At 29.7% G+C, this 24750-nt stretch carries 21 protein-coding genes and 1 riboswitch; of the genes, 12 read left to right on the top strand and 9 right to left on the bottom strand.

All coding sequences use genetic code 11. The features are described 5' to 3' along the window. Positions 1-199: 199 nt before the first annotated feature. From zupT to B3B03_RS05010, 5 genes are all read left to right on the top strand, one after another. Positions 200-1024: a zinc transporter ZupT gene (zupT, locus tag B3B03_RS05030; RefSeq protein ID WP_346847610.1), complete on the top strand. Its 825-nt coding sequence runs from the start codon at positions 200-202 to the stop codon at positions 1022-1024. A 21-nt stretch (positions 1025-1045) separates the two neighbouring features. Beyond that, entirely contained in the window at positions 1046-2293 is a 1248-nt protein-coding gene (gene uvsE / locus B3B03_RS05025; protein WP_346847609.1) for a UV DNA damage repair endonuclease UvsE, read from the top strand. A gap of 140 nt (positions 2294-2433) precedes the next feature. Then, a riboswitch (NiCo riboswitch) is annotated at positions 2434-2532 on the top strand. Between the two features lie 99 nt (positions 2533-2631). Continuing rightward, positions 2632-5172 carry a cation-translocating P-type ATPase gene (locus B3B03_RS05020; protein WP_346876619.1) on the top strand — a complete coding sequence of 847 codons (2541 nt, stop codon included), beginning with the start codon at positions 2632-2634 and terminating at the stop codon, positions 5170-5172. 864 nt (positions 5173-6036) lie between these two features. Then, a complete protein-coding gene (locus B3B03_RS05015; RefSeq protein WP_346876618.1) occupies positions 6037-7977 on the top strand; it encodes a sigma-54-dependent Fis family transcriptional regulator in 1941 nt (646 codons plus the stop codon). Between the two features lie 336 nt (positions 7978-8313). Further along, positions 8314-9393: a 2,3-butanediol dehydrogenase gene (locus tag B3B03_RS05010; RefSeq protein WP_346876617.1), complete on the top strand. Its 1080-nt coding sequence runs from the start codon at positions 8314-8316 to the stop codon at positions 9391-9393. 111 nt (positions 9394-9504) lie between these two features. On the opposite strand, the gene ric is transcribed toward B3B03_RS05010, so the two are convergent. From ric to B3B03_RS04975, 7 genes are all read right to left on the bottom strand, one after another. Next, the gene (gene ric, locus B3B03_RS05005; RefSeq protein ID WP_346876616.1) at positions 9505-10221 is read right to left on the bottom strand and encodes an iron-sulfur cluster repair di-iron protein; all 717 of its coding nucleotides are present in this window, start codon (positions 10219-10221) and stop codon (positions 9505-9507) included. Positions 10222-10348: 127 nt separating this feature from the next. Further along, complete coding sequence (locus tag B3B03_RS05000; protein WP_346876615.1) at positions 10349-11056, bottom strand: Crp/Fnr family transcriptional regulator; 708 nt, start codon at positions 11054-11056, stop codon at positions 10349-10351. 20 nt (positions 11057-11076) lie between these two features. Next, on the bottom strand, positions 11077-12102 hold the full coding sequence (frlB, locus tag B3B03_RS04995; protein ID WP_346876614.1) for a fructoselysine 6-phosphate deglycase: 1026 nt from the start codon (positions 12100-12102) through the stop codon (positions 11077-11079). A gap of 20 nt (positions 12103-12122) precedes the next feature. After that, on the bottom strand, positions 12123-12863 hold the full coding sequence (locus B3B03_RS04990) for a GntR family transcriptional regulator (protein WP_346847603.1): 741 nt from the start codon (positions 12861-12863) through the stop codon (positions 12123-12125). Next, the gene (frlD, locus tag B3B03_RS04985) at positions 12863-13645 is read right to left on the bottom strand and encodes a fructoselysine 6-kinase (protein WP_346847602.1); all 783 of its coding nucleotides are present in this window, start codon (positions 13643-13645) and stop codon (positions 12863-12865) included. Before frlD ends, B3B03_RS04990 begins: the two co-directional genes overlap by 1 nt. Positions 13646-13657: 12 nt before the next feature. Continuing rightward, on the bottom strand, positions 13658-14410 hold the full coding sequence (locus tag B3B03_RS04980) for a GntR family transcriptional regulator (protein ID WP_346847601.1): 753 nt from the start codon (positions 14408-14410) through the stop codon (positions 13658-13660). Positions 14411-14641: 231 nt separating this feature from the next. Next, a complete protein-coding gene (locus B3B03_RS04975; protein ID WP_346847600.1) occupies positions 14642-15250 on the bottom strand; it encodes a nitroreductase family protein in 609 nt (202 codons plus the stop codon). A 134-nt stretch (positions 15251-15384) separates the two neighbouring features. On the opposite strand from B3B03_RS04975, the gene B3B03_RS04970 reads away from it, so the two are divergent. The 6 genes from B3B03_RS04970 (at position 15385) to bioA (ending at position 20728) form a co-directional block, all read left to right on the top strand. After that, positions 15385-15711, top strand: a complete 327-nt coding sequence (locus B3B03_RS04970) for a helix-turn-helix domain-containing protein (protein WP_346847599.1) — start codon at positions 15385-15387, stop codon at positions 15709-15711. Between the two features lie 165 nt (positions 15712-15876). Then, positions 15877-16770: an AraC family transcriptional regulator gene (locus tag B3B03_RS04965; RefSeq protein WP_346847598.1), complete on the top strand. Its 894-nt coding sequence runs from the start codon at positions 15877-15879 to the stop codon at positions 16768-16770. 291 nt (positions 16771-17061) lie between these two features. After that, a complete protein-coding gene (locus B3B03_RS04960) occupies positions 17062-17622 on the top strand; it encodes a biotin transporter BioY (protein WP_150841584.1) in 561 nt (186 codons plus the stop codon). 24 nt (positions 17623-17646) lie between these two features. Further along, complete coding sequence (gene bioB, locus B3B03_RS04955) at positions 17647-18630, top strand: biotin synthase BioB (protein WP_346847596.1); 984 nt, start codon at positions 17647-17649, stop codon at positions 18628-18630. Beyond that, positions 18623-19348: a dethiobiotin synthase gene (gene bioD / locus B3B03_RS04950; RefSeq protein WP_346847595.1), complete on the top strand. Its 726-nt coding sequence runs from the start codon at positions 18623-18625 to the stop codon at positions 19346-19348. The genes bioB and bioD overlap by 8 nt, the downstream gene beginning before the upstream one ends. 18 nt (positions 19349-19366) lie before the next feature. Further along, positions 19367-20728 carry an adenosylmethionine--8-amino-7-oxononanoate transaminase gene (gene bioA / locus B3B03_RS04945; RefSeq protein WP_346876613.1) on the top strand — a complete coding sequence of 454 codons (1362 nt, stop codon included), beginning with the start codon at positions 19367-19369 and terminating at the stop codon, positions 20726-20728. Between the two features lie 295 nt (positions 20729-21023). On the opposite strand, the gene B3B03_RS04940 is transcribed toward bioA, so the two are convergent. After that, the gene (locus B3B03_RS04940; protein WP_346847593.1) at positions 21024-22127 is read right to left on the bottom strand and encodes an anti-sigma-I factor RsgI family protein; all 1104 of its coding nucleotides are present in this window, start codon (positions 22125-22127) and stop codon (positions 21024-21026) included. Further along, positions 22124-22849, bottom strand: coding sequence for a hypothetical protein (locus B3B03_RS04935; protein WP_346876612.1), 726 nt, complete (start codon positions 22847-22849; stop codon positions 22124-22126). The genes B3B03_RS04940 and B3B03_RS04935 overlap by 4 nt, the downstream gene beginning before the upstream one ends. 171 nt (positions 22850-23020) lie before the next feature. On the opposite strand from B3B03_RS04935, the gene B3B03_RS04930 reads away from it, so the two are divergent. Continuing rightward, a complete protein-coding gene (locus B3B03_RS04930; protein ID WP_346876611.1) occupies positions 23021-24724 on the top strand; it encodes an ABC transporter ATP-binding protein in 1704 nt (567 codons plus the stop codon). The last annotated feature ends 26 nt before the right edge of the window (positions 24725-24750 follow it).

Here is a 24750-nt window from a genome sequence, read left to right as displayed (position 1 = left end):
TAGTGATTTTTAAATTGATTATGATATAATAATTATACTATTAAAGGAAAATAGAGTAATTCATCCTATGAAAATAATTAGGTTTAATTAGGGTGAAAGTTAGTAAAAGTTGCAGTAATTGATATTGTATTGATTAAACAAGTTTGTGTAAGTTATTGATAAGTATATGAATAAAATATAGGAATTAGGGGGAAAAGATATGGAACAGGTTTTTATTGCCTTTGCATTAACGTTATTTGCAGGGCTATGTACAGGAATTGGAAGTGCTCTTGCGTTTTTTGCTAAAAAGACCAATACAAAATTTTTATCAATTAGTTTAGGATTTTCTGCAGGAGTTATGATATATGTTTCTATGATAGAAATTTTTGTTGAAGCTAGGAACTTATTATCCGTTGAACTTGGATTTAAATTGGGTTCTTGGGTTACAGTAGGAGCTTTCTTTTTTGGTATGTTAATTATAGCGATTATTGACAAACTTATACCAAGTGGTGAAAATCCTCATGATATTTATAAAATTGAAGAATTAGAGGGAACGGAAAATGAAAATTTAAAAGATACATCAAAAGATAATACAAAATTGCTTAGAATGGGATTACTTACAGCATTAGCAGTGGCTATTCATAACTTTCCAGAAGGATTGGCTACTTTTATTTCTGCATTACAAGAACCATCAATAGCCATACCTATAACAATTGCTATTGCTATTCATAATATTCCTGAGGGTATCGCAGTATCAGTTCCAGTATTTTATGCTACGGGTAGTAGAAAAAAAGCTTTTCTATATTCTTTTCTATCTGGACTGTCAGAGCCCTTAGGTGCTATTATTGGTTATTTGGTATTGATGCCATTTATTAATAATATTACCCTTGGAATTATTTTTGCTATAGTTGCTGGTATTATGATATTTATTTCTCTTGATGAATTACTTCCATCGGCAAGAGAATATGGTGAACATCATTTATCTATCTACGGACTAGTAGCGGGAATGGCTGTAATGGCAATTAGCTTATTACTTTTCATTTAAGTAAAAGGATGGTGTTGTAAGTTGCTTGAAAAAAATAGAATTGGATATGCATGTACACCTGCATCTATTCCATATAAAACTTCAAGAAGCTTTTTATTAAAAAATTTTAGTGATAATGTTTTTAATCAGTGTGTTAGAAGTAACATTGATGATTTAATGAATATATTAAAGTGGAATATAGAAAATGCAATATATTTATTTAGGATAAGTTCAGATATAATTCCCTTTGGTAGTCACCCAATTAATAACCTAAAGTGGTGGGAGACCTATAATAAAGAACTTACAGAGTGTGGAGAATTTATAAAAAATAATAATATTAGGGTTTCTATGCATCCTGGTCAATATACAGTTCTAAATTCTCCTAATGAGGAAGTTGTTGAGAAAAGTATTATGGATCTAGAGTATCATTGCAAATTTTTAGATAGTTTAGGTGTGGACTATTCTAACAAAATTATACTTCATGTTGGAGGGGTATATGGAGATAAAATTTCTGCCATGGAACGATTTAAGCATAATTTTAATAGACTATCAAACTCTTTGAAAAAAAGATTGGTAATTGAGAATGATGATAAAAGTTATACCATAGAAGATGTATTAAATATTTGTAATGATATTAAAATACCAGCAGTGTTTGATAATCTTCATCATCAGCTCAATCCTTGTTTTTTAGAGTGGAAGGATATTTTATACTCTGTTAAAAATACATGGAAGGTTGAAGATGGTCCAGTAAAATTCCATTATTCTGATAGAGATATAAGTAAAAAAGGAGGAGCTCATTCTAAGTTTGTTGTTACTAGTAATTTTTTAGATTATATGAAAAGTATTTCAGAAATTAATTCAGATGTCATGCTTGAAGTTAAGGATAAGGAAATATCAGCAATGAAGTGTATTTACACTCTTAATGAAGACTTGCCAATTTCAATAAGGACAGAGCAATGGGCGAAGTATAAGTATTCTTTAATGGAAAAGGACTATTCTTATTATAAAAAATGTAGTAGCTTAGTAAATTCTCCTATACCAATGAGAGAAGTGTATATGTATATAGATCAGTGTTTAGAAAAGCCTTTTAGTAGAGGAAATTTTATTAACACAGCACAACATGTTTATGGATATATAAAAGATAAAGTAACATTAAAAGAAAAGAATAGGTTTAATGAACTTTTAAAAAATCCAGACGAAAATAATATTAAGGTAAAAACCTTATTAAGAAAATTATGTGAAAAGTACGAAGTAGATTATATTAATAACTCTTATTATTTTATTTATTAGATTTAATTTTAAATGTAGAGTCAAGGTAAGAAATGTGCTTATTATTTATAATTAGCATATATCTTATTTTAAAATTTATTTACAAATCATAGTATGCATGTTATTATTAAGGTATATCTATTTGCACTGCATATAAATCTACAGTACAAACTGAGCAGGCGATGAACTTTTTGGGAGTTCGTGGGGCCGGGCCTTAATTGGCAACAGGATAATTATGATTATATACCTGTGGGACAGTAAAATGTTCTACAGGTTTTTTTTGACCAATTTTAGAACATTTCTGAGGTTTGCAATGCCATAGAGCTATCTTAAATAATTTAAAATTGGAGGTAACTAGTATGACAGAACAACAAATCAAAGCTATGGAAGGGATTACAAGTGATGAGGCACATTACCGTCAGAAAAAATATGGAAAGAATGAACTTATATCAAAAAAGAAAGAGGGCTTTTTAAACAAAATCTTAAAGGTTATTAGTGAACCAATGTTTTTATTACTAATTGTTGCAGCTGTAATATACTTCATCTTAGGAGAACCGAGAGATGGTAGTATTATGCTTATCTTTGTCGTTGGAATTATTAGTATTGAAGTAATACAGGAATGGAAAACTGATAAAACCTTGGATGCATTAAAAGATTTATCAGCACCTCATATAACTGTATGTAGGGATGGAGTTAAAAAGGTAATTAAGAGTGAAGATTTAGTTCCTGATGATATAATGTACATTGAGGAAGGTATTAAGATACCAGCAGATGGCATAATTTTAAAAGGAAGTACACTATGTATTGATGAGTCATCTCTTACTGGAGAATCGGAAGGTGTATGGAAAATATCTAAACAAGATGATAGAGTAGAAACTAATGATTATTGGCGACGTGATTATTGTTATGCTGGAACATTAGTTATACAAGGATCAGGTACAATATTAGTAGACAAAATAGGGTTATCTACTGAATATGGAAAAATAGGAAAGGATATTGTGGAAGCATCAGATAGCCCAACTCCACTCCAAAAGCAAACGGGTAAATTAGTAAAGTTATGTGCATTAATAGCAGCAGTTCTATTTATATTTGTTGGAATAGTAACTTATTTTAACATTTCAGACCATGCTTTTATGGATAGAATTATAGAAAGTATTTTATCTGGTGTCACTCTTGCAATGGCTATGATACCAGAAGAATTCCCAGTTATTCTAACAGTATTTTTATCAATGGGAGCTTGGAGATTAGCTAAAAAGAACTCAATTGTTAGAAGATTACCTTCTGTAGAGACCTTAGGAGCAGTTTCTGTGCTTTGCGTAGATAAAACAGGGACGATAACAATGAATAAGATGAAAGTTAGAGATACTTGGAGTTTTGATAATGATATAAAGTCAGTAGTTAGTACAATGGGAATGGGATGTAAAATAGATGCATATGATCCTATGGAAAAAGCGATGATATCCTATTGTGAGGAAAATGAAATTACTGAAGATATGATTTTTCATGGTGAATTAATTAAAGAATATGCTTTTAGTAATGAAGACAAAATGATGGGGAATGTTTGGTTAAAAAATAATCAAATAATGATATCAGCTAAGGGATCACCTGAGAGTATCATTAAAATATGCAAGTTAACAGAGAAAGAACAAAAATTAATTCAAGATAAAATTATAGAAATGTCCAGAAAAGGACTTAGAGTTATAGCTATCGGTAGAACAAAATATGATAGCATAAGCAATGTACCAGATATTTTAAATGAGTGCGTTTTGCAATTTTGTGGAATAGTTGGACTTGCAGATCCTCCAAGAGATTCTGTAAAGGAAGACATAAAAACGTGCATAGAGGCTGGAATTAGAGTTGTAATGATAACAGGAGATAATGGTATAACTGCAAGCTCTATTGCTAATCAAATTGGAATGGAGAACATTGATAAAGTAATTACAGGTGATGACATTAACAGAATGAGTGACGAGGAGTTATGTGAAAAAGTTAAACAAGTTAGCATTTTTTCTAGAGTTGTGCCGGAACACAAAATGAGAATTGTTAAAGCTTTTAAGGAAAATGGAGAAATAGTAGCAATGACTGGAGATGGAGTTAATGATGCTCCCGCACTTAAACATGCAGATATAGGTATTGCAATGGGGAAACGTGGCTCAGAGGTTTCAAGGGAAGCTGCGGATTTAATATTACTTGATGATAACTTTTCTACTATAGTAGATACAATAGAAGATGGCAGAAGAATTTATGATAATATAAGAAAAGCTGTTGGCTATGTATTTACAATTCATATTCCTATAGCATTTGCTTCAGTACTTGCTCCTTTATTAGCAATAAGTCCTACAAGTCTTTTGTTACTTCCACTACATGTGGTTTTACTTGAACTTGTAATTGATCCTACATGTTCTATTGTGTTAGAGCGCCAACCAGCAGAGTATGATATCATGAAGAGAAAACCTCGTGATCCTAATGAAAAATTGTTAACGTCTAAAATGCTTTTTAAAAGCATACTTCAAGGGGTTATTATATTTGGAGCATCATTCGGAACTTATTTTACTTTTTTAAGTAAGTATCCCAATAATGCATCACTTGCAAGAGCAATGGGGTTAACTATTATACTGATGGCTAATATATTATTAGTTCAAGTTAATAGTTCAGATTCTGAATTGGCTATTAAATCTGTTAAGAGGTTAGCTAAAGATAAAATAATGTGGGGTGTAAGTTTGGGTACAATAGCAGGTCTTTTATTGATACTTTATACTCCAATAAATGTTTTTTTAAAGCTTTCACCTTTATCTTTGAAACAATTTGGGGTAGCTATTTTCATGTCTATAATTTCAGTAAGTTGGTATGAAATTGTAAAAGTAGTCAAGGCCACCAATAAAAATCATAAAACTATGTAAAGAGCGAATTAATAAGTTATAGTAGCAGAATACTTTATAAAGTTAGATGAAAAATAGAGTGCTACCATTATGGTAGTACTCTATTTTTCATTCGTAATTATACTAAAAGTTATAGGTTACTGCGACGTTTAAACTTAGCCTTCGATTAAGGATGTTGTTATATGTTATTTTAAATGCTCAATGGTACCATCATAGTATCTTATATTATCTATATTATGATTTAAAAACATGTTACATACTCAACAGAAACATTATTCAATATATTCAATTAGGATGATATTATAGAAACAAGTAGTTTAAAGAAAAATCAAGAAGAATTAGGTAATTTAGTAATAGTTAAATTAATAATGAAATTTTCTATTCCTGCGATTATAGGCATGGTAGTAAATATGATGTATAATGTGTTAGATAGAATTTATATTAGACCATTAATCCAAGGAACTTTATTTAATTTATGTACATTTGGATTAAATCACTCTATAAACTCTGATGGGAATCCTAATATATATATGTTTACAATGAGAATTGCAACAATTATAAATATAATTTTAGAACTTGTTTTCATATTTTGTTTGTGAAACAAGTTTGATTTTTTAGTTGGATATTTATACAAATATACCCTAACATACAATAAGCATGTTTAGTAACGATCTTAAACTGATAGAAATAGCTGTAATTATATCAGGCATTGTTATTTTTAGGGAAGTTAAGTCATTAGGGAAATATAAAAAAAAACGAGGATGGGTTTATGGATACGGCTATAAAGTACAGTTATATATTTTTTCCATGGTGATATAAAACAAATACTAAAATAATAAATTTATTGTTTTAAGTATATATTTCTTAAGGGGTGGGAGTGTAAGAATGGATAATTATACGGAATTAATTACAAAAGCATGGAATGAATTTGTGAAATACGGTATAGATAATAAAAAAGTTAAAAAAGATATAAGAGATTCATGGATAAGATGTAAAGAGTATAATGTAGACTATATGGATGGAAGAGGTGTTGAGAAATATAAAGCTCCTGTAGGAATTAAAGTTAAAGAGAATATAGATTTAGTTTCAGTAGCACATTCTATAATGGAGAATTTGTATAACACCATATCAGGTTCAGGCTTTGCTTTATTCCTTGCAGATAAAGATGGATATATAATAGATGTTATTGGTGATGATAGTATTTTAGAAAAAGCTAGGGATTTAAGATTTACAAAGGGAGCCTTATGGTCAGAAAAAGCAGTAGGAACTAATGCTATAGGAACTTGCTTATATCTAAATAAACCAATTCAAACTATTGGGGCTGAGCATTATGGTATACAACAACATTCTTGGACGTGTTCATCAGCACCTATACATGATAGTGATGGGAAAATAATAGGGTGTATAAATATGTCTGGCATATGCAAGGATGCACATCTGCATACTTTAGGAATAGTTATTGCAGCAGCTGAATCCATAAAGAAACAGTTAGAACTTATATTATCCTATAATTTATTAAATATAACTTTTGATTCCATTGTAGAGGGAATGATAGTAATAGATGAAAAATTTAATATTAAGAGAGTGAATCATAGAGCAGAAAATATTTTAGATATGAATCAAGATGAAATATTTGAAATAAATATAAAAGAAGCTCTAGGTAATTTAAATTTTGATTACATTATAGAAAATTATGAGGAAACGTATAATAACATAGAATGTGACTTTAATATTAATAATAAAAGAATAAAATGTATATTAAATGTTGTACCTATGAATGTTAATAATAGGTCCATGGGAGTAGTTATAACTTTTAGAGAAAGTAAATCTGTACATAGGTTTGTAAATAAAGTGGTAGGATATAAGGCTAACTATAAGTTTAAAGACATTGTAACTAGTAACGATAAAATGATAAATATGATAAATTTTGCAAAAAGGGCTTCAAGAAGTGATTGCAATATATTAATAGAAGGACCTAGCGGTACGGGAAAAGAACTGGTAGCTCAAGCTATACATAATTATAGTCAAAGAAGTGATGGACCTTTTGTAGCTGTAAACTGTGCTTCAATTCCTAGAGATCTAATGGAAAGTGAATTTTTTGGTTATGATAAGGGCGCTTTTACTGGAGCTGCTAAAGAGGGACATCCAGGGAAATTTGAATTAGCAGATGGTGGAACAATTTTCTTAGATGAATTAGGAGAACTTCCTTTAGATATGCAATCGAAATTATTAAGAGTTTTAGATAACAATACCATAGTTAGAGTAGGCGGAAATTACGAAAAGAAATTAGATGTAAGAATAATAGGAGCAACTAATAAAGAGTTAAAAGAAGAGATAAGTAAAAAAGCTTTTAGAGAAGATTTGTATTACAGGTTAAATGTAATGAATATAAAAACCATCCCTTTGAAGGAAAGAAAGGAAGATATAGAGACACTAGCAAGACACTTTGTTAATAGTCTTAATTTTAAAAATAAAGCTAAATATAAACTAATAACAACAGATTATATAAATGAACTAAAAAAACATGATTGGCCTGGAAATGTAAGAGAACTTAGAAATGCTATAGAAAGGGATTATTATTCTAGTGAAAAGGATATAATTTGTGTACAATCTTTGGAAAAGTCACAAATAATAGAAGCTAATTTTAATAATGAGAAAGCAAGTGATGTAGATGAAATAGTACCTATAGATATTTTAGAAAGAGAAAGTATAATAAAAGCTATTAACTTTTGCGGAGGTAACATATTAAAGTCTGCGGAAATGCTAGGTATAAGTAGAGCTACTATTTATAGAAAGATAAAAAAATATAACATAAATGACCTATAAATTACTTTGTTTTTTTATTATCAATGATTAGAATTATATATGTATCAAAATGAGAATTTAAAATAGTAAATCTCAAGATGAGACACTGAGTTGTGTATCATTTTGAGATTTTTTAGTTTACTATATAAATTAAATTTTTGAATAAGGTTTAAAGTAAATTTAATTAGAAATGTAGAATGGGACTCAATGTAGTCATTTTCATAGCTGCAGGCAAAATAGGATGAATAATGTTTTAAAAAGTATTTTAAACAATGATTTTGGCATAAGTCTTGCATAATAAATATGTGAGAATATTAACAATATATTAGATTATATTTTTTAGGAGGTACTTTTATTATGAAAGCAGCATTATGGTATGCTAAGAAAGATATTAGAGTTGAAGAGGTAGATGAACCAAAGGTTACTAAAGGAAATATAAAAATTAAAGTTAAATGGTGTGGAATATGTGGTTCAGATTTGCATGAATATTTAGGAGGACCTATTTTTATACCTGTTGGACAACCTCATCCTTTAAGTGGGAATATAGCACCAGTAGTTCTAGGGCACGAATTTTCAGGGGAAGTTGTAGAAGTAGGAGAAGGAGTAACAAAGTTTGAAATAGGTGATAGAGTTATTGTAGAACCTATAGTGGCTTGTAGAGAATGTCCAGCATGTAGAGAATGTAAATACAATCTGTGCTCTTCATTAGGATTTCACGGACTTTGTGGTAGTGGTGGAGGACTTGCAGAATATACTGTATTTCCAGAAGAATATGTGCATAAAATGCCAGAGGGGATGACTTATGAACAAGGAGCTTTAGTAGAACCAATGGCGGTAGCACTTCATTCTATTAGAATTGCTAATTTTAAAACAGGAGATACTGCCATAGTACTTGGTTCAGGACCAATAGGTCTTGCAACTATTGAATGCTTAAAAGCAGCAGGAGCAAAATTAGTAGTAGTGTTACAAAGAAAATCAATAAGACAGGAATATGCAAAGAGGGCAGGAGCAGATGTTGTTCTTGATCCAAATGAAGTTGATATAGCTATGGAGGTTAAAAAACTCACTGGTGGAACAGGTGTAGATGTTGCCTTTGAAACTACAGGAGCAAAGATAGGCTTTGATATAGGCATAGATAGTCTAAAATATGAAGGAGTTATGGTAATAACAAGTATTTGGGAAGATGAAATAAACTTTAACCCTAATGTCTTAGTATTTTCTGAAAAGAAAATAGTAGGAACTTTAGCCTATAGACATGAGTTTCCAGCAACAATTGCGCAAATGAGCGATGGAAGAATTAAGGCAGAAGGATATATAACTAAGAAAATAGCACTTGAAGATATAGTTGAAGAAGGATTTGGAGCTTTGACCGGTCCTGAAAAGAAAAAACATGTGAAAATTCTTGTAACTCCAGATAAAGCTCTTTTAAATAAATAAGAAATCAGAGAAAATGTAAAGATATAAAACAAGTATGGAATAAAATGATAAAAAGCCTAAGGAAATAAATTATCCTTAGGCTTGTAAATTTTTTTATTTTAAGAAAGTTACTTATTGATGTTTGTTAATATCCAAGTTCATTCTCTTAAATAGAATATTGTTTTCAAGGTGAATATGCTGGAATAAATCACTCTCTAGTTCTTCAATAATTTTAAAGGTTATAACATAGGTATTACAACCGTCATTAGGAACTTTGAAATCATTGGTAATTTTTCTAAGTTCCTTTAAAATATCTCCAGCACCTTCATGCTCCTCTTCGATTTCATTAATTACTTCATTAATTTTTTGAAGTTGATTAACACTTGGATTTTTATCATATTCTTTAATTAATGGGAAAAGAATTTGTTCTTCTTTAAGCAAATGTTGCTCTAACTCAGTTTTAAGCATTGAAAAGAGCTTATGGACTCTGAATAGTACATTATGGTTTATACCATGAACTCTCATTATTTTTGTTGTTAACTCTCCTAATTCAGGAAGTACTCTCTTAGTATAGGCATGATGAGTATTTTCAATATGGTCAATTAATTCACTTGATGTCAATGCCCTAAAATCTATGAATACTTCTTTTGTATTATTACTTTCTTCAAAAATCTCATTTATTTTATTTAATATTAGATTTTCATCAAGATGTAATTCATAGAGTACCTCTTCAAGGGGTCTATTACCTCCACAGCAAAAATCAATTTTATATTGTTTGAAAATTTCACTAGCCTTAGGCATAATTGAAACAATTTCTCCTACGGTTTGAGAACTATTAAATTTATTCATATATATTCCTCCAATACAGTGTTATTTAAAGTTTTCTTGTTTATAACTCTATAATATATTAGTTATATAAAATATTCTGTGACTGGAGTCATAGTTTTAAAACAAACTATCTAATTATTTTTATTTTTTAATTCATTAAAGCATCTATATCTCGTATCAAAATCTGTTTATTTCCTATCATATCAATGACACCTTCATCTTGTAGTACGCTTAATTTCCTACTAACCGTTTCTCTAGCAGTACCTATATAGTTAGCTATTCCTTCACGGCTTAATGGGAGCTCTACAATAACACCATTAGGATGTTTTTTACCATACCTTTCTGCAAAATCAAGAAGTAGTGAATTTATACGCCACTCTATGTTTTTAGTACCCATATTTTGAACTGAGCTTTCTATTTTATCCATTCGACTACATAATTCTTCTATGATTTTAATCCCTATTTTAGGATAATTAATTAAAAGTTTTTGAAAGTCATTTTTATTTATCATGCAAATATAAGTAGTTTCTAATGCTTCAACATTATAGGTAGATTGTTGATTATTTAAGAGATTTTTTTCACCAAAGAAGTCACCGTGATCAAATATATATAGGATCTGCTCTTTGCCTTCAATAGTATAACGAAATACTTTTACCTTACCCTTATCTATAATGATTAGATTTTCTAAATAACTTTCTTCCATTATAATTAGCTCACCTTTTTCATATTGCTTTTTTACAATTAAGGTAGCTACTTTACTTAATTCTTCAGAATTTAAACCAGAGAAAATTGGAACTCTTTCTACACATAATTTATGAAGACAATTTTCGCAGTTACATTTTTTATGTTCAGTCATGAATAATCACATCCTTATTTTTAGTATTTAACAATACCTCCATAATATCTTCTATCATCTGGATTGTGATCTTTGTAAATTGAAAGATAATAGAAAAACCACTCGAGAGGGACAAAAAGTACAAAAGGTGATAGCATAGGATGAAGGTCTTCAGCTATTTCTTTATAATCAAAGACAATATAATCCTGATCTAATTTCTTAACAAAATTTATAGTTCTTTCAGTAGTATGTCTAGATTCATCTGTACCTAATAGAAAAATAAAAGGTACTCTTTCTTCAACAATTTCTAAAGGGCCATGGCGGAATTCACTACTATTTATACTTGCTCCATGAGTCCAAGCAAATTCCATCATTGTAATAACTCCTTCTTTATAGGCTAAAGGGGTTAGTGGACCTGCAGCCACAGTATATATTATATCCCAATTAGAAGCTTTTTCACCGAGGGTTCGTCCTTTAGATTCCCAACTTGTTACTAACTTTCCTAAAATTTTAGGAAGCTTTAATATATCTTCTAGAATTTTAGTTATTTCAAGGCTTGGTGTAACTTTATTGATAAGTTCTAATGCAAAGGTATAAGTAATTAATAAGTGAATTTCCCAGATGCATTCAGCTTCATAGGCTACTAAATAGTCACCTACAGGAGCTAATAAGTTTCCAGAAGGATCACGAGTAACGCTGACAGTAAGTGCACCAGTAGCTTTAGCCTTTTTTAAAGCTTCTACTACTTCTTCAGTGTTTCCAGATTGAGATAGAGCGATCACTGCTGTTTTTTCATCTAAATTATAAGGTGTAGAATCTAAAAAGTCATAGCCACTATAAGCTTTAGAATTAATATTTGAGTATTTTTCAAATAATATAGTAGCAGTTTCACAAGCACAAAGAGGTGAACCACAAGCTACAAAATAAACTTTGTTAATTCCCCTTTTAGCTATTTCATTAACTATGTTTCTAATTTTAGGAACGTCCTTTTCTAATACTTTTTCAACTTCTGTAACCATATTTTCTGTAACAAGAAAATCTACAGTGGACTTATCAATATTTAACATATAAATACCTTCTTTCTATATCATTTATTAAAATGTACATTATAGTTACATTTATCTCCTCTTGTATAGGTCTTTGTAAATTCTATAACTCTTCCAGTATCATCATAGCTAGTACACTCAAATAACATTACCCAGGAAGGTGTATCTAGAGATAAAAGTTTACTATGCTTATCATCTAGTCGAACGATTTCCAAGGTTTCATCTGCAGTAACAAGATTTATATTATAAACCTCAAAGAGTTCATATATTGAAAAAAAGGATAGATTGATTTTATCTAAATTAGGTAGTATATATTTTGGAATATGAATGTATTCTAGGGATATAGGTTCTTTGTTGGCATAACACAGTCTCTTTATAACATAGATATCATCATCTTCATTTATATTAAACTTTTTACTCAAAAGTTTTCCAGCAGGTTTGGTAGTTTTATTTAATATAGTGGTTTTTGAAGATGTATTCTTATCCTTCATAGTTTTAGTAAAACCTCTTAAGGTATATAAGTCTCTTTCAATTTTAGAATTAAGAACAAATACACCCTTACCTTTAATACTCTTTAACAATCCTTCACGGATAAGAATGGATATAGCATTACGTACTGTTAGACGATTTATTCCATAGGTATTAGATAATTCATTTTCAGAGGGAATTGCTGTACCAACCTTGAATTCACCACTAATAATTTTATCCCTTAAGATATCCCTTAGTTGAGTATATAAAGGAGAGGAACCACTTAGTTGTTTTTTTGAATTATTCTCAGTCATTACCAAGCACCAAAATATTTTAATGTTTTAGATGCAGTTTTAGCACCAAGAAGCATGGATTCTTTTATGGAGCTTTTATTAAGAATACCCTTTAAAAAACCTGCTATGAAGGAGTCTCCAGCACCTAAAGTGTCAACTACCTTTGTTTCTATGATGTCTTGAAAAATAAATTCTTTACCATCATAGGCAACACTGCCCTTATTGCCAAGAGTTACAACTACTATTTTAGGTCCTTTACTATGAATATCCTTCATAAAGTTTTTTATATAGTCATCTATTTTAGAATAAGAAAAAAATGCATAGTCTACATAATGGATAGTTTTATTAATAAGAGAGTCTTCTAATTTAGTAGCATAATCAAAAGAAATAGGAATATTTTTTTCTTTGATGTGGCAAAGGTAGTTTTCAGTTTTACCCCAATAGGCTGTATGAAAAAGATCATGGTTACAAATGAAATCTAAATCGTCATTAGTAAGTGTAAATTTACTTAATACACCTTCATAATAATTTCCCATGACTCTATCTCCATTTATTAATGCAACCTCTGTTATAGCTGTAGCCCCTTCTAATACCCGAACATGAGAAGTATCTACCCCTTTAGAATTAATGGAATTAATCATTAATTCTCCATATTTATCATTACCAACCACTCCAACATAGGAAGAGATTTCATTTAATTCTTTCATATATACTGCTACATTTACGGGATTTCCACCAGGATAACTTTTACCTAAGTTTAAATATACATCCATACAATTATCACCTACAGTAGCTATTTTCAATATAATCAACTCCTATCTTGTTAATACACTTTTTAGTTTCACTCTATCTGCACGTATTACAGAGTAGAAAAATTCTACGGGAAAACCTTTTTCTTCTAGAACAGTACCCTTGAGGTAGAAAAGAGGAAAACCTTCTTCAACTTTTAAAAGTTCTGATTCTAAGGCTGTAGCATAGGTCATGGATATTTCTTCCCAACCACTCTTTAAATTTAGATTAAAATCCTTTTTTAAAACCTCATATAAAGAAGTTTTTTCAAAATCTTTTCTAATTAGCTCATCATAATATTTGGAAGATAGATAACTATTTTCTATAGCAAAGGGCACGGAGTCTACTGATCTTAATCTAATTAGTTCACATAAATTGTTATTAGAACTTTCCTTTAGGTTTTCATAGGCTAAAGTATTATCATTTAATAGCTTTAATGAAAGTAATTTGGTAGATAAATTTAAAGAATTTTCATCTATAAATTCATGGAAAGAGTTTAGACTTTGTAAATTTTTTTCAAGTTTAGGCTCTGATAAAAAAGTTCCTGAGCCTTTCTTTTTATATAATTTACCATGATTAATTAATTGGTCTATAGCTTTTTTTAAGGTAGTTCTATTACAATCCCACATACTACAAAATTCTCTTTCGGAAGGAAGTTTGGTATTAGGTAATAAATTATTTTCAATAATATAACATTGAATTTTTTCCATAAGTTTTTCTCTATTGAGAAGGAGTGAATTATCCATAACATTATCCTTTCTACAAGTTTCTATTTTCATATAAACAAGTTCACATAAAAACTATACCACTTACAATATAATATACTATTAAAATATTAAAAAGTAAATATTTACTTTTAAATACATAAAATAAAAAATAAAAGGCTATATGAAAATGATATAGTAATATTACTATTTCACTTTTATATAGTCTTTTAATTATATTTGAAGATATGTTGAATAGATAAATTTAATATAACTATTAAATCTTAATAATTATATTACTCAATACTATATTTCTTTTAAAAGCACTTCATTATAATCTAATCTTGGTCTTTGCTTAGGAGTTTGGTCAGGATATCCTATAGGTAATAAGGCCAAAACATCATATCTGTCTTCAAGATTTAGAAGTGCTTTAACTTTTTCTTTATCAAACATCATAACCCAACAGCTTCCGAGTCCTAAATCTGTAGCTCTAAGAGTGATATGATCAATAGCTATAGCTACATTTAAGTTTAGATAAGCTTTTAAGGAAGCAGTATCAATGCTTTGTTTCCCTTTATTATAATTTTCATCTGCATTATTTAGAGGGGTATCAACAAATGCTTGAGCTTCTTTAAGTTCCTTCATTCTTTCTCCAGTCGATGTGATAGAATTAGTATCAACACAACAAGCAATTATAGCTGGAGCAGCAGAAACAAAAGGTAAAGGAGTACAATCTTTTAGCTTAGTTCTTGCCTCCTCACTTTTTATTACTATATATCGTGCAGGTTGAAGATTTGTACCAGAAGGCGCCAATCTTCCAGCTTCAATTAATTGGTGAATGTACTCTTCAGGTACTTCATCAGGCTTAAATTTTCTTATACTTCTTCTGTTTTGTATTACTTCTAATAGTTCCATAGAAACACTCCTTATATTTTAAGTGGATTGTAATAAACTTATTTATTTTATATACTAATTATATATTTGCGTAATTAGTTTTAATAGTATGCACTTTTGTGTAAGATACTATATAAAAGGAGAGTAATGTTGAAATGTCTGGTACAAATAAAAATAAATATAAGTGTCCATTAGAATATACTCAAAAGTTAATTGGAGGAAAGTGGAAGCCTATTATTCTTTGGTATTTATCTACAAAAGGTATAATGAGGTATGGGGAGTTAAAAAGAGCTCTAACAAATATATCACATAAAATGTTATCTCAACAGCTTAAGGAGTTGGAAGGAGATAAATTAATTCATAGAGAGGAATACCATCAGATTCCACCCAAAGTAGAATATTCTATTACTGATAAGGGAAGGACATTACTTCCCTTATTGGAGCTTATGCATAAGTGGGCTGTAGAAAATATTGAAGAATGAAATCATATAGACAAATATAAATATTAATATTAGTATGTATAGAAAGTATGCTTTTAAATGAGCATACTTTTTTTATATAGATTAAGATTTTAGCAAATTAGGAACAGCTTAAATTTTAAAGTCTTGATATAATAAAGATACCCTAGGGAAAAGGTCGTGATAAAAGTGAATTACAGTAAGGATATTGATAGGTGTATTGAATTTATAGAAAATAATATTAAGGAAGTTATTACTGTGAGTGAAGTTGCTGAATATGTGGGATATTCTGTAAACCACTTTTGTAGAGTTTTTACTTTATGTAAAGGTATATCTATAATGGAGTACCTTAGAAAACGTAAGCTATCATTAGCAGCATTAGAACTATTTAAAGGAAGAAAAATTATTGATATTGCCCTTGAATATGGATTTGAAACACCTAGTGGATTTTCAAAGTCCTTTCGGAAAGCTTTTGGATATAGTCCAACACAATATATAGCTAGAATGGATGGATACTTTAATAATGGAATAACATTTAAAATTGGAGGTTATATTATGAAGCCTATTATTGTTAAAAAGCCAGCTTTTAAGGTAGCTGGATATGGAATAAATACTAATATTGGAGGAACAAGTTATACAAAGGATATTGCATCCTTTTGGAGCAATTATGATGGAGAAAATTTAGAAACAAAGATGTATGAAATCTTAAATCCTCCTAATCATGGGGAAGTTGGTCTATGCGTTCCAACTGATAAAGGGGGAAATGTATGCTATCTTTTAGGAGTCATTGTTGAGGATTTCTCTAAAGTTACAGAGGATATGATTACAGTGGAAGTACCAGAGGCGGAGTATGCAGTATTTACAACTCCTCCAGTGGATGTTACTGTAGACCCTAACCAAGATAAGTTTTCAGAAGTGATTAAAGAAACTTGGAAATATATATTTGAAGAATGGTTTAAAGATAGTGGATATATCTATGACGAAGATAAATTAGATTTTGAATTTTATGATGAGCGTTGTCATTATCGAACAGATACGATTATGGAAATTTATGTTCCAGTAAAAAGGCTACTTGAAAATTAGTTAAATATTAAAGTACAGGCTAAACTTTTGGTGAAAATCAGAAAAGAATTTTGAATTAGAGCATATGAAAAATAATAAATATAATACTTGATAAATGAGAGAGCATTGCTATATAAAGAGCATGCTCTCTCATTTTTATGTGCTTGTTAATAATACCTAATGTATTTTTAGCCTAGACTAAGGGGAAATATTTATATTAATATTGTAAACTATGAATTAATACGTTGGTTGACAATTAAGAGATTCTTAATTATAATCACACTATAAAGTAAATATTTTAAGGAGAGAATTATGAAAACTACCAAGAATACGAGAAATTTGATTTTAGTAGCTATGTTTGCAGCCTTAACTGCTATTGGTGCATTTATTAAAATACCAATACCTTATGTGCCTTTTACTCTTCAATACTTATTTTGTGCTTTAGCAGGAGTTATCTTAGGATCTAAACTCGGCGCACTATCCCAAATAATTTATGTTATGGTTGGACTTGCAGGTGTACCAGTATTTACTGAAGGGGGAGGGCTTAGCTATGTATTTAAACCTACCTTTGGATATCTTATAGGATTTATAGTGGCAGCTTATGTCATAGGAAAGATAAGAGAAAAGATTAAGGAATTAAGTTTTATTAAAGCTATGGGGATGCTTTTAGCTGGACTATTTTTTATTTATTTATTTGGAGTTATATATCTTTATATTAGCTATAACTTATATCTAGGACAACCGATGTCACTATATTTTGCATTTTTTAATGGCTTTGTACTATGTATATCTGGAGATTTGATTTTAACAGCATTTGCAGCTTATGTAGCAATAAAAATAGTACCTATATTCAAAAGGTTTGGATATATTTAATAAAAGTGAAAGAAGGCTTGAAGTATGAAAAGTTTTATTAAGGATTTAGAGATAAGAATCTTATCAGGTGAATACATAAATTTTCAAGAAGCAATGGCATTAACAGAGCTTAGAAATAATGAAGAGATTGAACAATTATGTCTTAGTGCTAATAATATAAGAAAAACTTTTTGTGGTAATAAGGTAGATCTTTGCTCTATCATGAATGCAAAGTCAGGTAGATGTTCTGAAGATTGTAAATTCTGTGCTCAATCTGTTCATTATAATACTAATGCAGAAATCTATGATTTAGTATCAAAGGAAGTAGCATTAAAGTTAGCAAAGGAAAATGAATCAGAGGGAGTAAATAGATTCTCCTTAGTTACTAGTGGTAGGGGTATTACAAGTAATGATTTTGAGAAAATTTTAGATATATATGAAAAACTTAATAGAGAACTAAAGATGAAATTATGTGCCTCTTTAGGAATACTTGAGTACGACAAGCTACTTAAGTTAAAGGAAAGAGGAATAACTATGTATCATCACAACTTAGAAACAAGTAGGGAATTTTATAAGGAAATATGTACAACTCATAGTTATGAAGAAAGAATAGATACCATAAAGGCTGCACAGAAGGCAGGTATACCTGTATGTTCAGGAGGAATTATTGGACTTGGTGAAAGTTGGGTTGATAGAATCAATCTTGCTTTTGAATTGAAAGAACTAAAGGTTATGTCTATTCCGGTGAATGTACTTAATCCTGTAAAAGGTACTCCCCTAGAAGATTCTAAAAATTTAAGTCAAGATGATATTTTAAAGACCATTGCTATTTTTAGGTTTATAAACCCTAAAGCTTTAATCAGATTAGCTGGTGGTAGAAATCTCATTAGGGATTTGGGGAAAGAATGCTTTAACTCAGGTGCAAATGCTACTATTACTGGAAATTATTTAACCACTTCTGGTAATAAAATATGTGATGATAAGAAAATGATAAGTGAACTAAAGTTGAAGGTTAGAAGTAATGGCTAAGGGTATATTTATAGTTGGAACGGATACAGATGTAGGAAAAACTGTTGTAACTGCAGGACTGCTTCATATCCTTAGAAGTAAAGGGCACAGAGCAATATATTTTAAGGGAGCTTTAAGTGGGGCTATAGAAGACGGTAATAAACTGATTCCTGGGGATACTGACTTAGTAAGCCAGGTTAGTGGATTAAAGGAAACCTATGAAAATATAACTCCATATATATTTAAGACAGCCATATCTCCACATTTAGCTGCCCAAATAGAAGATAAACCTATAGATCTAAATATTATAAAGGCTAAATTTGAGAAGCTAAAAGAAAAATATGATTTTATAATTGCGGAAGGTAGTGGTGGTATAATATGTCCTCTAATTAATAGGGATGAAGAAATATATACACTAGGTGACCTTATTAAGGATTTAAATATGAGTACCGTGGTTGTAGCTAGAGGTGGAGTGGGAACAATAAACCACACAGTACTTACTGTGAAATTTATAGAGTCCATGGGAATCAAAGTAAAAGGAATTATTATAAATAATTATGAAGACAATTATATAACTAAAGACAATATTAAGGTTATAGAAAAACTTACTGGAATTTCTATTGTAGGTAAATTTAAAACTATAGATAACTTGGATAAAGGTAATATAGATAATATAAGAACTGCTGCATCAAGGATTTTTAATGATAAAAGTATTATAGAATGGATGGAAGAATTGTAGTAAAGGGTAGGTGTTTATATGAAGAATTATGTAAAAAGAGATTTAGAATATATATGGCATCCTTGTGCACAGATGAAGGATTACGAAGAGCTTAATCCTATAGTTATTGAAAGAGGAGAAGGTGTTTGGCTTTATGATATTCATGGAAACAAGTATTTAGATTGTATATCATCTTGGTGGACAAATACCTTAGGCCATAGCAATAAAAGAATAAATAAAGCCATAAAGAATCAAATTGATGAAATAGAACATGTTATCTTTGCTAATTTTTCAAATAAACCGGCTATTGACTTAGCAGAAAAGTTAGTAAGCATAACACCAGAAGGATTAAATAAAGTATTTTATTCAGATAATGGATCTTCTGCAGTGGAAATAGCTTTAAAGATGAGCTTTCACTATAATGTGCAAAGAAATAAAACTAAAAAGAAGAAATTTGTAGCTTTAAGTGATGCCTATCATGGAGAAACTTTAGGTGCTCTATCTGTGTGTGATATTGATGCATTTAATATGATATATAAACCCTTACTTTTAGATACTCTTAGGATTGATGGACCAGATTGTTATAGGTGTAAATATGGTTGTACTAGAGATAAATGTAGTGCTAGATGCTTTGAAGCTATGGAAAAATGTTTAGTTGAAAATCATGAAGAGATAAGTGCTGTAATAGTTGAGCCAATGGTTCAAGGTGCAGCAGGAATGAAAATTTATTCACATATTTATCTTAAAAAGCTTCGTAATCTTTGTGATAAATATGATGTACATTTGATAGTAGACGAAATTGCCATGGGATTTGGAAGAACAGGAGAGGTGTTTGCATGTAATCATGCAGATATAAGCCCAGATTTTATGTGCCTTTCAAAGGGTATTTCTGCAGGATATATGCCAATGTCTGTAGTTATGACTACTAATGAAATATATAATTGTTTTTATGGTGATTACTCAGAAAGAAAATCTTTTTTACATAGTCATACCTATGCAGGAAATGCTATGGCTTGTGCTATTGCTTTAGAAAATCTAAAAATATTTGAAGAAGAAAATATAATAGAAAATAATAAAGTTAAGGGAAGATTAATAGAAAAACTTACAATAGAAAGAGCAAAGAATTGTAGTCATATAGGAGAAGTAAGAAGTATAGGCATGATAACTGCTATTGAAATAGTAAAGGATAGAGGTACCAAGGAGAGATATTCTTGGCAAAGTAGAGTAGGTTATGAGATTTATAAAATAGCATTGAAGAAAGGGTTACTATTAAGAGCTATAGGTGATGTACTTTATTTCATACCTCCTTATGTAATAAGTAAAGATGAAATAGAGTTTATGATAGATACTTGCTTTGATAGTATAGAAGAATATTTTAGGTATAATGCTAAAATAGAATAACAGTAAAATAAATATACAAATATAAAATTAGTATTTTATATAGATATTTAACTATTTAACTAGTTAAATAGTTGTTCTGTTCATGCGGGTTTAAGAGGTATTTATATGCATATAAAAAATACAAAGAGTATGGGGGCATTAGGGGCATACTCTTTGTATTTTTCTGTACTTTACGATGTTTTTATCTTTAGTTTATTTAAATTATGTTTTTATCTTTAGTTTGTTTAAGTTATATTTTTATCTTTAGTTATATAAGTAATATATATAAAAACTATTATTAGTTTTTATTTGATTTTTAATTACCCTTTTTTCCTGGATTTTCAGGTTTATTAGGTGTTTTTTCTTTAGATTTCTCAGGTTTGTTAGGTATTTTTTCTTTGGGTTTTTCAGCATTGTTGCTATTTTTTTTCTCAGTTACTTCAGATTTTTTATTAGCTTTATTCTCAGTCTTTTCAAGCTTGTTAGTAGCTTTTTCTATTTTATTCTGAGATTTTTGGCTAGATCTTTCCTGAGTAGCTTTAGTATCATTGGTATTTTCAGCTTCTTTAGTTAGGGCTTTATCAGTTTTTATTTCATCTGCCACTTCTGTACTATCTGTAGTTGATTCTTCAGTAGATTCATCTTCATCAGAAGTTTCAGTTTGTTCTATTTTAGCTTTCTTATTTTCCTTGATAGCACTCATAATTTCTTTAACAGGTTTGTTTAACCACTCTTCAAGAATAATGCTTTCTGGATTTGAAGAACTATTTTGTAGTTTTTCAACTAAATTTAGTTTACCAGGTGTTACACCCAGTTCTTTGGCTTTTTGTACTCGTTCAAATCCAACACTTATAGTTTCAAGGGTAATATCTTCACCTATTTCTTCAATTTCAGTTTCTAAACTTTCTTGTAGTTTTTCAGCAAGTTCATCTGATTTTTCTTGATTTTCACCAGAAGTTGCAATAATAATTCCACCATCAATGTCATTATCAATGCTATTATCAAAATAACCATCTTCACTAATTTGATTAACGGTTTCAGCAACTGCATCTTCAATTTTTTGATTTTCAAGCTTGTTCAATTCAAGTTCATTAAGAATTTCCTGACCATCATCATTAACTGCAGTTACACTAATTACCTTGTCAAAACGATTTAAAGAATATTCAATAGAAGGATTTACATCTAAACTCACATAGGAGTAAGGTGTTTTATAGGCCCATAGTGTTATGCCTCCTACAATTGCAATCATAGCTGTTAAAGCAGAACACATTACTAATTTATTTATATTTTTTAAATTGCTACTTTTCATTTCAATCACCTGCCCAATGATATAATTTTTATCTTTTACCTTTGATATGCAGCCATCTTCAGAAAGGACTGCAGCATAGCCAGCCTTGATTTCTACAACAACAGATTTCATTTATTAATCTCCTCTCTGATGTACCTGAAATAGTAAGCTAGATTTGGATACTCTCCGGATAGTATCTCTACTGCTGCTATTATATATTTTCGGTGACGTTCTAATATTTTTCGGGGTACATTTAAATTTTTTTCAATTATTTTTAATGGTAGTTGTTTTGAACTTTGTAATTCATTAATTAATATCGGGTTATTGAGTAAATATACTACAACTTTTGCACAGGACGATTTTGTCTTTTTAGCTTTAGGTGAACATGTAGATAAATCTAAAAAAGAAAAGCCATAATAGAAAAATACTTCATTTGCAGCTTCAATCTCAAATTTTAGTGTATAATTTTCTTGGTGAATTATCTTTTCTGCTACTGCAAGTCCAAGTGCAATATCTTTATCATTTTCATTTTCGTCTAACTGACAATTAAATATGGCAGGATTTACGGACAATTCTAAGTTATATTTCTTCTGAAGCCTAAGATAATCAATAAGACGCCTACGAATTATAAGCTCGGCAAAACTGAGAAAATTTCCTTTAATTAATTCGTAGCCTTTAATTGCTTGTACAAATGCCTGAAGTGAAACAGACCATTCATCATCACTTTTAGTTATGTATTTTCGGGTTATTCTTGATGTACATTTCAAAATAAACAATTCATTTTGCTCAATGAAACTATTTAATAGATCCTGATTATTAGCAGCATCTATAGCCATATAATCTATTTCTCTCAACATGGCACCTCCTTATTCTTATTATTCTATCATCTAAAAATTATTAGGTAAACCTTTAGAACTATAAATTGCTAAAGCAAATTTCTCAATTTTAAAATAGATTTTTTAAAAACTTTAAGATATAATATATTTAGGAAAACGAAATATATTATATCTTAAAGGTGGAATATTATGAAGCAAATATTTAAGTATTTAAAACCTTATAGAGTAAACATGCTTATAGGATTTTCAATAAAGTTTACTGGAACTATTGTAGAACTAGCAATTCCATGGATTTTGTCTTATATGATTGATGAAATTATTCCATTAAAGCAGGTATCTCTAATTTTAATTTGGGGTGGAATTATGCTTTTATGTGCCATTTGTGCAGTAACTTTCAATATATTAGCTAACAGAATGGCTTCAAAGGTGGCGAGAGATACCACAGAGCGAGTTAGAAATGATTTATTCTCTAAAATGATATGTCTTTCTGATAGACAAGTGGATGCTTTTACACTACCTTCTTTAATTTCTAGAGCTACCACGGATACTTATAACATCCATCAGATGGTGGGAATGATGCAAAGACTAGGTATTAGGGCTCCAATAATGCTTATTGGTGGAATAATTATAACATTGACATTAGATCCATTACTAACTTTAGTAATGATTTCAGTAATGCCTATTATTTTTATCACTATTATGTACATATCAAAAGTAGGTATCCCTATGTATTCAATTGTTCAGAAAAAAGTAGATGATTTTGTACGTGTAGTTCGTGAAGATGTTACAGGAATTCGTGTAATTAAGGCTTTATCAAAGGAAGAACATGAGAAGGAAAGATTTAATGCTCGCAATGATGCTACAGTAATTCAAGAAAAGAAGAGTGGTATGGTTATGGCTATACTAAATCCAGTAATGAATCTTTGCTTAAATGTGGGGACAGTATTTGTTATTTTGGCTGGAGCTTACAGAGTAAATAGTGGAGCCATTAAACCAGGAGCAATAATTGCATTTTTAACATATGTAACTTTAATATTAAATTCCCTTTTATTTATTTCTAGAGTATTTACTAATTACTCCAAAGCAAGTGCTTCCGCAAAGCGTATTACCGAAATACTAAATGAGAAAGAAGAATTACCAATTAGGAACATACCAATTATAAATACAGATTATGCTATTGAATTTAGAAATGTCTCTTTTTCTTATAATCATAAAGAAGAAAATGTGAGTAATATAACCTTTGGAGTTAAAAAAGGTGAAACTCTAGGTATTATAGGGGCTACAGGCTCAGGAAAATCTACTTTAATTAAATTATTAATGAGATTTTATGATGTAGATCAGGGTTCTATTTATATAAATGGACAAGATATTAGATCTATTAATATGAAAAAATTAAGAGAAAAGTTTGGAGTGGTATTTCAAAACGATTTTATAAGCACGGATACAATTTATGAAAACATTAGGTTTGGAAGAACTCTAGAGAATAGTGATATAAGATCAGCAGCAGATTATGCTAAGGCAACTGAGTTTATTGAAGGCAAGGCAGAAGGCTTTAATACTAAAGTTGCAGTAAGAGGTGCAGATTTAAGTGGTGGACAAAAACAAAGAATGCTTATAGCCAGAGCCATAGCAGCACACCCAGAAATATTAATTTTAGATGATTCTTCTAGTGCTTTAGATTATAAGACAGACGCTGTACTAAGAAAAAATCTTACAGAACATTTTAAAGATACTACAACTATAATGATTGCTCAAAGAATTAGTTCAATTTTTAATGCAGACCACATCTGTGTATTAGAAGATGGTTATGTTGTAGGGTATGGAACTCATGAAGAACTTATTGAAAGTTGTGATGTATATAAAGAAATTAATAAGTCTCAGATGGGAGAATAAGTTATGGAAATCAAAGTAAAAAGGAG

It is taken from the genome of Clostridium sp. UBA5712 (assembly GCF_002419845.1).
GTDB lineage: Bacteria > Bacillota > Clostridia > Clostridiales > Clostridiaceae > Clostridium_J > Clostridium_J sulfidigenes.
Note: the sequence above shows the minus strand (reverse complement) of the source record. Positions and strands in the feature narration are given on the sequence as shown.